The organism is Pseudoroseicyclus sp. CXY001, assembly GCF_041714655.1.
Lineage (GTDB): Bacteria > Pseudomonadota > Alphaproteobacteria > Rhodobacterales > Rhodobacteraceae > Pseudoroseicyclus_A.
Map to the genome: position 1 here is coordinate 413613 of NZ_CP168219.1, position 11053 is coordinate 424665.

The 11053-nt window shown below is 70.5% G+C and carries 13 protein-coding genes; 3 read left to right on the forward strand and 10 right to left on the reverse strand.

The window, feature by feature from the left end:
* Window position 1: 1 nt before the first annotated feature.
* The 8 genes from ACAZ03_RS02200 to ACAZ03_RS02235 all read right to left on the reverse strand — a co-directional run bounded on the left by ACAZ03_RS02200 (window position 2) and on the right by ACAZ03_RS02235 (window position 5559).
* Window positions 2-298 carry a chorismate mutase gene (locus ACAZ03_RS02200; RefSeq protein ID WP_373355710.1) on the reverse strand — a complete coding sequence of 99 codons (297 nt, stop codon included), beginning with the start codon at window positions 296-298 and terminating at the stop codon, window positions 2-4.
* Window positions 295-828: a GNAT family N-acetyltransferase gene (locus tag ACAZ03_RS02205; RefSeq protein ID WP_373355712.1), complete on the reverse strand. Its 534-nt coding sequence runs from the start codon at window positions 826-828 to the stop codon at window positions 295-297. Before ACAZ03_RS02205 ends, ACAZ03_RS02200 begins: the two co-directional genes overlap by 4 nt.
* Complete coding sequence (locus ACAZ03_RS02210) at window positions 825-1343, reverse strand: GNAT family N-acetyltransferase (protein ID WP_373355713.1); 519 nt, start codon at window positions 1341-1343, stop codon at window positions 825-827. Before ACAZ03_RS02210 ends, ACAZ03_RS02205 begins: the two co-directional genes overlap by 4 nt.
* A complete protein-coding gene (locus ACAZ03_RS02215; protein WP_373355714.1) occupies window positions 1340-1870 on the reverse strand; it encodes a GNAT family N-acetyltransferase in 531 nt (176 codons plus the stop codon). The genes ACAZ03_RS02210 and ACAZ03_RS02215 overlap by 4 nt, the downstream gene beginning before the upstream one ends.
* Window positions 1867-2394, reverse strand: coding sequence for a GNAT family N-acetyltransferase (locus ACAZ03_RS02220; RefSeq protein WP_373355715.1), 528 nt, complete (start codon window positions 2392-2394; stop codon window positions 1867-1869). The genes ACAZ03_RS02215 and ACAZ03_RS02220 overlap by 4 nt, the downstream gene beginning before the upstream one ends.
* The gene (locus ACAZ03_RS02225; RefSeq protein WP_373355716.1) at window positions 2391-2915 is read right to left on the reverse strand and encodes a GNAT family N-acetyltransferase; all 525 of its coding nucleotides are present in this window, start codon (window positions 2913-2915) and stop codon (window positions 2391-2393) included. Before ACAZ03_RS02225 ends, ACAZ03_RS02220 begins: the two co-directional genes overlap by 4 nt.
* The gene (gene ffh / locus ACAZ03_RS02230; RefSeq protein WP_373355717.1) at window positions 2912-4432 is read right to left on the reverse strand and encodes a signal recognition particle protein; all 1521 of its coding nucleotides are present in this window, start codon (window positions 4430-4432) and stop codon (window positions 2912-2914) included. Before ffh ends, ACAZ03_RS02225 begins: the two co-directional genes overlap by 4 nt.
* A 206-nt stretch (window positions 4433-4638) precedes the next feature.
* Complete coding sequence (locus ACAZ03_RS02235) at window positions 4639-5559, reverse strand: hypothetical protein (RefSeq protein ID WP_373355719.1); 921 nt, start codon at window positions 5557-5559, stop codon at window positions 4639-4641.
* A 131-nt stretch (window positions 5560-5690) separates the two neighbouring features.
* Between ACAZ03_RS02235 and ACAZ03_RS02240 the strand changes: the two genes are divergently transcribed.
* On the forward strand, window positions 5691-6572 hold the full coding sequence (locus ACAZ03_RS02240; protein ID WP_373355720.1) for a DMT family transporter: 882 nt from the start codon (window positions 5691-5693) through the stop codon (window positions 6570-6572).
* Here ACAZ03_RS02240 and ACAZ03_RS02245 read toward each other — a convergent pair.
* Window positions 6569-7429, reverse strand: a complete 861-nt coding sequence (locus tag ACAZ03_RS02245; RefSeq protein WP_373355721.1) for a D-amino-acid transaminase — start codon at window positions 7427-7429, stop codon at window positions 6569-6571. The two genes, ACAZ03_RS02240 and ACAZ03_RS02245, sit on opposite strands and share 4 nt — an antisense overlap.
* 440 nt (window positions 7430-7869) lie before the next feature.
* Window positions 7870-8832, reverse strand: coding sequence for an acetyl-CoA carboxylase carboxyltransferase subunit alpha (locus tag ACAZ03_RS02250; protein WP_373355722.1), 963 nt, complete (start codon window positions 8830-8832; stop codon window positions 7870-7872).
* Window positions 8833-9015: 183 nt separating this feature from the next.
* On the opposite strand from ACAZ03_RS02250, the gene dgcN reads away from it, so the two are divergent.
* On the forward strand, window positions 9016-10020 hold the full coding sequence (dgcN, locus tag ACAZ03_RS02255) for an N-acetyltransferase DgcN (RefSeq protein WP_373355723.1): 1005 nt from the start codon (window positions 9016-9018) through the stop codon (window positions 10018-10020).
* Entirely contained in the window at window positions 10017-10982 is a 966-nt protein-coding gene (dgcA, locus tag ACAZ03_RS02260; protein ID WP_373355725.1) for an N-acetyl-D-Glu racemase DgcA, read from the forward strand. Before dgcN ends, dgcA begins: the two co-directional genes overlap by 4 nt.
* The last annotated feature ends 71 nt before the right edge of the window (window positions 10983-11053 follow it).

Genomic DNA, 11053 nt, shown 5'->3' on the forward strand with positions numbered 1-11053 from the left:
CTCAGGCTTGTTGCTGTTCGTGGTGCTTGATGACTTCCTGGATGATGAAGGCCAGGAACTTCTTGGCGAAGGCGGGGTCGAGATCGGCCCCCTCCGCAAGATCGGTGAGCCGGGCGATCTGCGCGGCTTCGCGCGCGGGATCGGACGGCGGCAAGGCGTGCTCGGCCTTGAGCTTGCCCACCGCCTGGGTGTGCTTGAAACGCTCGGCCAGCGTGAAGACGAGGATGGCATCGAGCCTGTCGATGCTGCTGCGGTGCTCGGCGAGGAGCGCGGCGGCGCGTTGGGTCGGGTCGGTCATGTGGCCTCCGAAGCGGGGCGGGGGTGGCGGTAGACGAGGCAGGGCTTGTCGGGGCGCGGGACCTCGGCCTGCGGGTCATGAGCGGCGCCGAGCCGCTCGGCCAGCGCGATGGAGCGGGCGTTGTCCGGGTCGATGTAGGAGACGATGGTCTCCCACCCCAGCACCGCCCAGGCATGGGCAATGGCGGCCTGGGCGGCCTCGAAGGCATAGCCCTTGCCCTCGACATCGGGCGCCCAGATCATCCAGCCCACTTCCGTCTCCGGCCAGTCGGCGGGAAACCAGGGGCCGACGAGGCCGATGGCCCGGTCGTCGTCGTGCCCCTCTTCCCGGCGGGTGACGGCCCACATGCCGTAGCCGCGCATCTCCCAATGGCCGATTTCGGCCGCCAGCGCCCGCCAGGCGGCGCCGACCGACACCGGCCCGCCGATCCCGGCGGAGCGGGGCGAGAGGAAGAACTCGCGCGCCGCCGGCCAGTCGCCGGCATTGGGGCGGCGGAGCACCAGCCGCTGGGTTTCGAGCCGCTCGATCATGCCGGGGCCCCCGCGTCGCGCGTGAAGCGCCAGACATCGCTGTGGAGGCCCGGCGGCAGGGGCGCCGCGCGGTCGATCACCGCGCCGAGACGGCGGGCGAGCCGAGCCGAGCGCAGGTTGTCCGCCCGGATATAGCTGACGAGCGTTGCCATGCCGCGCGGCCCGAAGGCCCAGGACAGCAGGGCCGCTGCCGCCTCAGCGAAATAGCCGCCGCCCTCGCCGGTGCTTTTGAAGGCGAACCAGCCGATCTGCGGTTCGGGGAAATGCGGCGGCCGGGCGATGCCCACCTGGCCGAGCAGCGTGCCGTCCTCCGAGCGCTCGACCATCAGCGCGCCATGGCCGAGGAGCGGCCATTGCGCGACGTCGGAGGCGAACCAGTTCCACGCCGTCTCGGCATCATGAGGCCCGCCCATATGGGCGGCGCGCGGTGAGGCGCAGAAGGCCGCATAGGGGGCGAAATCCTCTATCACGGGCGCGCGGAGCCGCAGGCGTTCGGTGACGAGCTCGGGGATCATGCCAAATCCTCCGGCCCCGTATGGCGCCAGACCTGCACGGGGTCGCCTATCAGCAGCCGCTCGCCCTCGATCTCGGCGCCCATGCGGCGGGCGAGGGCGGCGGAGCGGGTGTTCTTCGGGTCGATATGGCTGATGAGCGGATGCCGCGTGATGCGGGCGTGGTAATCCGCCTTGGCAGCGCGGGCCGCCTCGAGCGCATAGCCCTTGCCCTCGAAGCCGTCGAAGAGCTGCCAGCCGAGCTCCGGCTCCGTCCAGCCGCCCGGAAAGTCGTGGAAGATCACGCCGATGCGGCCGATCATCTCGCCGGTCTCGCGCAGATGCACCGCCCACATGCCGTAATCGCGCAGGGTCCAGTGGCCGATGCTGGCCAGGACGCCGCGATAGGCCCCGAAGGGCTCGGTCCTGCCGCCGATGAAGCGCGTGCGCTCCGATTGCCCGAAGGCAATGGCGGGGCCGAGGTCGTCCGGGCCCGGCAGGCGAAGCTCCAGACGCTCGGTCTGCAGCGGGGGGAGGGCGGGCCATTTCATGCCGTGCCCTCCGCAGCCGGGTGCGGGTGGCGCCAGACCTCGGCCGGCTTGCCGGAATGATAGCGCGTCATGCCCTCGAAGGTGCAGCCGAGCCGCTTGGCGAGCGCGATGGAGCGGGCGTTGTCCGGCGAGATATCGCTGTGGAGCGGGCCGATGCCGCGCTCCTCCCAGGCCCAGCGGCGCACGCGGCGGGCGGCCTCTTCGGCATAGCCCTTGCCCTCGAACCCGTCGAAGATGATCCAAGAGAGCTCGGGCTCGTCGAGGTTCACCGGATGCCAGAGGCCGACTCGCCCGGCCGTGCGGCCTGTGGCCGTCTCGGTCAGCCAGAAGGTGCCGTAGCCGCGCAGCGCCCATTGGCCGGAATGGATCATCGACGAATCCCAGGCGTCGCGCGGGTCGTCCGTCGGCCCGCCGAGGAAGCGGCTCCGCTCGGAGAGGCAGAAGGCCGCGAAGGCCTCCTGATGCGGCCAGGTAATGCCGCCGTAGCTCAGCCGCTCGGAGGTGAGATGGGGCACGAGGCTCATGCCGCCTCCCCGGGCCGCGAGATGCGCAGCACCAGATCGCCCGGCTCGGGCGGCAGGCCCTCCGGGTCTTCCACCGCGCCGAGGCGCCTCGCGAGCGAGATCGAGCGGGCGTTCGCCGGGTCGATATAGACGGTGACGGAGGGCAGGGCGGTCTCCGCCCAGATCCAGGGCAGGATGGCGCTGGCGGCCTCGAAGGCGATGCCGCGGCCCTCGGCCTCTTCCATCAGCGTCCAGCCGATCTCGGCCTCGGGATAGTCGATGCGCCGGTTGAGCCCCACGATGCCGCAGAAGGCGCCCGTCGCCTTCTCTTCCACCGCCCAGCAGCCGTAGCCCTCGATCAGCCAGAGCCCGAAGGCGGCGGCGTAATCCTCCCACGCGCCCACGGACTCGCGCGGGCCGCCCTCGTGGCGGGCCCGGTCGGAGGCCCAGAAGGCGACATAGGCCGGGTAGTCGTCGCGGGACGGTCCGCGCAGGACCAGCCGCTCCGTCTCCAGCCGGGGGAAAGGGAGTGGCGTGCTCATTTCTTCTTGCCGAAGCCCGAAAGGCCGGGGGGCAGGCCGCCGCCGCCGAGCCCGGGCAGACCGCCGCCGCCCATGCCCCGCATGCCGCCGAGCGCCTTGGCGGCCTCTTCCATGGCGCGGGGGTCGTTCATGTCGGGTATGCCGCCCTCGGGCATGCCAGGCATCCCGCCCTTGCCCATGAGCTGCTTGGCCATCTGGCGGAGCCCGCCCTTGCCGCCCTTGCCGATCTTCTTCATCACATCGGCCATCTGCCGGTGCTGCTTGAGGAGCCGGTTGAGCTCCTGCACCTCGAGGCCGGCGCCGGCGGCGATGCGCTTCTTGCGGCTCGCCTGAAGGAGGTCGGGATTCGCCCGCTCCTTCTTGGTCATCGAGTTGATGAGGGCGATCTGCCGGGCGAGCATCTTGTCGTCGATCCCCGCCTCGGCGACCTGCTTCTGCATCTTGCCCATGCCGGGGATCATGCCGGCGAGGCCGGCCATGCCGCCCATCTTGATCATCTGCTCGAGCTGCATCTTGAGGTCGTTCATGTTGAACGCCCCCTTCTGGAAGCGGCGGATCATCCGCTCGGCCTGCTCGGCCTCGAGCGTCTGCTGCGCCTTCTCGACGAGGGCCACGATATCGCCCATGCCGAGGATGCGGCCGGCGATGCGCTCGGGGTCGAAGGTCTCGATGGCGTCGAGCTTCTCGCCGAGGCCGACGAAGCGGATCGGCTTGCCGGTGACGGCGCGCATCGACAGGGCCGCGCCGCCGCGCCCGTCGCCGTCCATCCGGGTGAGGACGACGCCGGTCACGCCGATCTTGTCGTCGAACTCGGTCGCGACGTTGACGGCATCCTGGCCGGTCAGGCCGTCGACGACGAGCAGCGTCTCGCGGGGCCGCGCCACGTCGCGGACGGCGGCGGCCTGGGCGATGAGCTCCTGGTCGATGTGCAGCCGGCCCGCGGTGTCGAGCATGTAGACGTCATAGCCGCCAAGGCTGGCCTGGGTCTTGGCGCGCTTGGCGATCGTCACCGGGTCTTCGCCCTTGACGATGGGCAGCGTGTCGACGCCGATCTGCTGGCCGAGGATGGCGAGCTGCTCCATGGCCGCGGGGCGGTTCACGTCGAGCGAGGCCATGAGGACCTTCTTGCCCTCGCGCTCCTTCAGCCTTTTGGCGATCTTGGCGGTGGTCGTCGTCTTGCCGCCGCCTTGCAGGCCCACCATCAGGATCGGCGCCGGCGGGCTGTCGATCTTGAGCTGGCCCGGGTCGTCGTCACCCTTCAGCACATGGATCAGCTCGTCATGGACGATCTTGACCACCTGCTGGCCGGGCGTGACCGACTTGGTGACGGACTGGCCGGTGGCCTTGGCCTCCACCGCCTTGATGAAGTTGCGCGCCACCGGCAGCGAGACATCGGCCTCGAGCAGCGCCACGCGGACCTCTCGCATCGCGGTGCGGACGTCGTCCTCCGAGAGGGCGCCCTGCTTGGTCAGCCGGTCGAAGACGCCTCCGAGGCGGTCGGACAGGTTCTCGAACATCGGCGGGCTCCCCCGGGGTTGATCCATGGACAGCCCCCGATATGGGGGCGGCCCGGCAAACGGCAAACGCCCCCGTGGGCGAACACTCGCTGACGGGGGGCGATCCCGGCCAGGGCCGGGACCGGAAGGCTGTGGCGCTTCCGGATGGGCGGGCGAATACGCGCCGGGGCCCCCGGAGTCAAGCCAGACGGGCCGAAGGCGCGGGCTCAGGCGAAGCGGGTGAGGGGCGAGGACCAGGCCGTGGCGCCGACCAGCGCCACGTCATCGGCGACCGCGGCGCGGAGCTCTTCGATGAAGCCCGGCGCCACCTCGCCATAGGTCTGCAGCGCCGCGAGCTCTTCTTCGCGGGCCTGCAGCGCCTTCCGCGTGCCGCCGCCCCGCCATTGCCGCCCGTAGCCGCGGCCCCAATGGTGATCCGAATAGGCGATCTCGCGGCGCTGCCCCGCCCGCCGGTTGTGCTCGCCCGCGTCGATATTCTTCAGATGCGCGAGGACGAGCTGCCTCGTGAAGGCGGCCCGGTGCTGGGAGCGGTGCTGTCCGGGGCCGAAGGCGTTGTAATCGCGCCAGACGGCGGGCTTGGTGAAGACCGACGAGAAGGTCCCGTAGCTCCGTTGCTCCAGAAGCGGGCGCGCCGGGTCGAAGGGCGCCTCGATCCCGTCGATCTGCTGGAAGTTGTAGCCGAGCGGCCGGAGCCAGCGGCCCTTGACGCGGCCGAGCACATCCATGAGCCCGCCGCGCACCCCCGGCGCCGTCAGCACGATCTCGTCGGCATCGCTGGCGATGACCTGCGCGAAGCAATGGACGAGCGTATTGGCGAAGGCCGTCAGCGCCGCCGCCTTGTACTCGACATCGAAGGGCACGTCCGGCAGCGGCACGACGTGGATCGCCTGCTCCGCCGCAGGGCCGATGCGCTCCACCAGCCCGTGCTTCACGTCCTCCGAGGAGGCATGATCGAGGATGTAGAGCTGCGCGTCGGGCTCCTCGCCGAGGTAGTAGCGCGCCCAGATCTCGAGGAAGAAGGCCTCGTTGCGGGCCATGGTCACGCAGGCCAGCGGGCGAACGGGCTGGCGCGGCGGCCAGTGCCGGAGCGGCGGAGCCGCGCGGTCCTTGTCGGTCTCTGCAGCCATCCGGCCCCCCTTGGTCTCGGGCCAGTGTTCTAGCCCGGGCCTCCCGCGCGGGCAATCGCGTTCGCCCGCCCCGGCTTGCCGCGCTCCGCCGGCTGGGGCACAGAAGGCGGCGACGGCGGGAGGGGATCGGCATGACGGACGCGGCACGGGGGCATCTGGCGATGCTGCTCTTCTCGGCGCTCGTCGCCGGCAGCTTCCCCCTCGGCGCGCTCGCGGCGCCGCATATCGCGCCGGCCGCGCTCAACGCGCTGCGCTTCTGGATCGCGGCGGCGATCCTCACCCCCTTCGTCCTCGCCCGCCACGGCCGGCCGGAACGGCTGATCCCGAAGGCGCCCTGGCGCCACGCGCTCCTCGGCGGGCTCTTCGCCATCTACTTCGTGACGATGTTCGAGGGGCTGAAGACGGCGCCGCCGGTGGCCGCCTCGGCGGTTTTCACGCTGACGCCCATCATGTCGGCCGGGTTCGGCTGGCTCCTGATGCGGCAGCGGCTGACGGGGCGGATGGCGCTGGCGCTCTGCCTCGGCGGGCTCGGGGCGCTCTGGGTGATCTTCCGCGCCGACCTCTCGGCGGCGCTGGCATTCCATGTCGAGCGGGGCGAGGCGATCTTCTTCCTCGGCTGCATCAGCCACGCGCTCTACACGCCGATGGTGCGGTTCCTCAACCGCGGCGAGAGCGCCCTGCAGTTCACCCTGCCGATGCTGGTGGCCGGCGCGATCATCCTGACGATCTGGGGTCTGCCGGACCTTCTGAAGACCGATTTCGCGGCACTCCCCGGAATTGTCTGGGTGACGCTCGCCTATACGGCGGTCTTCGCCTCGGCGACGACCTTCGTGCTTCTGCAATTCGCGACGCTGCGCCTGCCTTCAGCGAAGGTCATGGCCTATACCTACCTCACCCCTTCCTGGGTGATCCTCTGGACGCTGGCGCTGGGTGACAGCCTGCCCCCGGCGCTGATCCTCGCCGGGGTCGGACTCTCCATCGTCGCGCTGATCCTGCTCCTCAGGGAGGACTAGACCGCCTTGGCGCGGCTTTCCTCGAGGTAGATCTCGCGCAGGCGCCGGGCCACCGGGCCGGGCGTGCCGGTGCCGATGGCGGCGCCGTCGATCTCGACCACCGGCATGACGAACATGGAGGCGGAGGTGATGAAGGCCTCGTCGGCCGCCTGCGCCTCCTCGATGGTGAAGGGCCGCTCCTCCACCTGCATCTGCGCCTCGGCGGCGAACCTGAGGACGGCGGCGCGGGTGATACCGTGCAGGATCTCCTCGCTCAGATGCCGGGTGATGATCGTGCCGTCCTTGACGATATAGGCGTTGTTCGAGGTGCCCTCGGTCACCGCGCCCTCCTCGACCATCCAGGCGTCATCGGCGCCGGCGGCCTTGGCCATCATCTTGCCCATCGAGGGATAGAGAAGCTGCACCGTCTTGATGTCGCGCCGCCCCCAGCGGACGTCGGGGATCGAGATGACCTTCAGCCCGCGCTCCGCCAGCGGGCTCTCGGCCATGCCGGGCTTCGACTGGGTGAAGAGCACCAGCGTCGGCGCCACGTCATCGGCGGGGAAGGCGAAGTCGCGGTCGCCCGGATTGCCACGGGTGACCTGCAGATAGACCATGCCGTCCTCGATGCCGTTCCGCTCCACCAGCTCGCGGTGGATCGCCAGCAGCTCCTCGTCATCGCACGGCGCGGCCATCTGCAGCTCGGACAGCGAGCGCGCCAGCCGCGCCGCATGGCCGGCGAAGTCGATCAGCTTGCCGCCGAGGACGGAGGTCACCTCATAGACGCCATCGGCCATCAGGAAGCCTCGGTCGAAGATCGAGACTGTCGCCTCTTCCTCGGGAAGATAGGCTCCGTTCACATAGACGATGCGGCTCATCGGCGGCTCTCCTGTTGCTCGCCCGCGACCTTCCGCGATTGGGCGGCCGCGTCAAGGCCGGGTGCGCGCCAGAGCGGGCTGAGGTCGGCGGCGGGTGCCGCGCGGCGTGCCGAGGGCAGGGCGCCCGCATCGGCGCCTCGGCGCGCCCGACAGGAGACGGCGGGCGGGTTGCCAGCGCAGGAGGGGACCTTCGGTGCCTCCGGCGGAGGTATTTTTGGCCAGATGAAGCCAGGGGGTCCACCCTGCCCCGACTGCGGTGCAGCGACCGGCGAAGGGGCAGGGCTTCACCTGGCACGGTCATCGGCCCCTCGGCCTGTACCGTGGGACAGGATTAGGCGCATCTTGGTAAACGAACGCCTAACGTCCCCTTTCATCTGGCCAAAAATACCTCGGAGGTGTGGAGGCAGAGCCTCCACCCGGCCAGAATGGCCGGCCCTCCCTCAGGCCGCGAGCCCCTTGGCCCCGAGCCCGAGGTATTTCCGCCGCCGGTTGGCGCGGATCTCGTCGCTGCCGACGTTGGAGAGCTGCTTGAGCTGCCCCTTCAGCGCCTCGCCGACGGCCTTGATCGCCGCCGCCGGGTGGCGATGCGCCCCGCCGACCGGCTCCTTCACCACCTTGTCGATGACGCCGAGCTGCTCGAGATCCTGCGCGGTCAGCCGCAGGGCCTCCGCCGCCTCGCGCATCTTCTCGGCATCCTTCCACAGGATCGAGGCGCAGCCCTCCGGCGAGATCACCGAATAGATCGAGTGCTCGAGCATCAGCACCTTGTTGGCCGTGGCGATCCCCACGGCGCCGCCTGAGCCGCCCTCGCCGATGACGACGGAAACCATGGGCACGCCTAGCCGCAGGCAGCGCTGCGTCGCCCGTGCGATTGCCTCGGATTGCCCGCGCTCCTCAGCGCCCTTGCCGGGGAAGGCGCCGGGCGTGTCGACCAGCGTGATGACCGGCAGGCCGAAGCGGTCGGCGAGGTCCATCAGGCGCACGGCCTTGCGGTAGCCCTCGGGCCGCGCCATGCCGAAGTTGCGCTCGATGCGGCTCTTGGTGTCGTTGCCCTTCTCCTGGCCCATCACCACCACCGGCTGGCCGTCGAGCCGCGCGAGCCCGCCCATGATGGCATGGTCGTCGGCGAAGTTCCGGTCACCGGCGAGCGCCGTGTAATCGGTGAAGAGCGTCTCGATATAGTCCTTGCAATGCGGCCGGTCGGGATGGCGCGCCACCTGGCATTTCCGCCAAGGGGTCAGCTCGGCATAGAGCTTGGCCAGCATGTCGCCGGCCTTCTTGTCGAGCGCCGCCGCTTCCTTCTCGACATCCATCTCGGCATTGGAGCGGGCCATGGCGCGCAGCTCGTTGGCCTTGCCCTCGATCTCCGCGAGCGGCTTCTCGAAATCGAGATAATTGTTCATCGGACCTCCATCGGGGCGCGCGCCCGGGTGCCCTCGATATATGCGCCGCCGGCGCGGAATGGCAACCAAGGGGGCGGCGCGAAAGATTTCGCGCCCCGGCCCCGGCGCTCCCTTGCGGAGCGGCGGGAAAACCGGCTTCTCTGGCGCAAAGCCTGCGACCAAACACCGAGACGAGGAGCCGTCATGATCACCCCGCCCTATCTGCTGTTCCTCGGCGACGCGCCGGACAGGCTGGCCGCCAAGGTGGCGCAAGGCATCCGCGACTGGCGCCCCGATTACGCCATCGGCCAGCTCCGCCTGCCCGGCTGCAAGGCCGACCTCGGCCTCGCCGACATGACGCTGGAAGAGGCGCGCGCGGCCGGCGCGGAGACGCTGGTCATCGGCGTCGCCAACCGCGGCGGCGTCATCTCCGAGACCTGGAAGGAGGTGCTGGGGCAGGCGCTCGAGCTCGGCTTCGACCTCGCCTCGGGCCTCCATAACCTCCTGCGCGACGAGCCGGCCCTGGTGGCGGGCGCCAACGCCCATGGCCGGGCGCTGCATGACGTGCGCATCCCGGTGGTCAAGTATCCGATCGCCAATGGCGAGCCCCGCAGCGGCAAGCGCTGCCTCGCCATCGGCACCGATTGCTCCGTTGGCAAGATGTACACCGCCCTCGCCATGGAGCGCGAGATGGCGGCGCGCGAGATGAAGGCGACCTTCCGCGCCACCGGGCAGACGGGCATCCTCATCACCGGCGGCGGCGTGCCGCTCGATGCGGTCATCGCCGATTTCATGGCCGGCTCGGTGGAATGGCTGACGCCCGACAACGATGCCGACCACTGGGATCTGATCGAGGGGCAGGGCTCGCTCTTCCACCCCTCCTATTCCGGCGTGACGCTGGCGCTGATCCACGGCGGCCAGCCGGATGCGCTGGTGCTCTGCCACGAGCCGACGCGCGAGCACATGCGGGGGCTGCCCGGCCGGGCGCTGCCCAGCCTCGAGGCGCTCCGCGATCTCGGGCTCACCATGGCGCAGATGGTCAACCCCGACGTGCAGGTGACCGGCATCTCGGTCAACACCGCGGGGCTGGAGGAAGCGGCGGCCCGCGACTACCTGGCCGAGGTGGAAGAGCGGATGGGCCTGCCCACCGTCGATCCCTATCGCCACGGCGCCGGCCGTCTGGTGGATTCGCTGGCGGCGATCACGTGAGCCTCTCGGTCACCGCCGAGAGCTTCCGGCTCGCCGAGGTCTTCACCATCTCCCGCGGCTCGCGCAGCGCCGCGGAGGTGCTGACCGTCCGCGTCACCCGCGAGGGGGTGCAGGGCGCCGGCGAATGCGTGCCCTACGCGCGCTACGGCGAGATTCTGGCGAGCGTCACGGCCGAGATCGAGGGGCTCGACCCCGACATCTCCCGCCAGAACCTGCAGGACGCGCTGCCCGCCGGCGCGGCGCGCAACGCCGTCGATTGCGCGCTCTGGGACTGGCAGTCGAAGCGCTCCGGCGCGCCGGTCTGGCAGCTCGCCGGGCTCGCGCGGCCGAAGCCGCTCACCTCCGCCTACACGCTGTCGCTGCAGGAGCCGGAGAAGATGGAGGCGGCGGCGGCGAAACATGCCGCCCGCCCGCTCCTCAAGATCAAGCTCGGCACGCCGGAGGACATGCCCCGGCTCGAGGCCGTCCGCCGTGGCGCCCCGAAGGCGCGGCTGATCGTCGATGCCAACGAGGGCTGGACGGCGGAGGTCTATGCCGACCTCGCGCCGCATCTTTTGAGGCTGGGCGTCGAATTGGTGGAGCAGCCGCTCCCCGCCGGCGATGATGCCATGCTGGGCGAGATCGAGCGGCCGCTGCCCGTCTGCGCCGACGAAAGCTGCCACGACCGGGCGAGCCTCGCGGAGCTCACCGGCAAATACGACGTCGTCAACATCAAGCTCGACAAGACCGGCGGCCTGACGGAGGCGCTGGCGCTCCGCGATGCCGCGCGGGAGGCCGGCTACCGGGTGATGGTCGGCTGCATGGTCGGCACCTCGCTGGCCATGGCGCCGGCGGTGCTGGTGGCGCAGGGGGCCGACTGGGTGGATCTCGACGGCCCGCTCCTCCTCGGCGAGGACCGCGACCCGCCGATCCGCTTCGAAGGGTCTGTGATGTCCCCGCCGGAGCCGGAGCTCTGGGGGTGAGGGGGCCGGCCCCTTGGGCCGGGTGGGGGCTCTGCCCCCACACCCCCGGCATATTTGGGGCCAGATGAAGG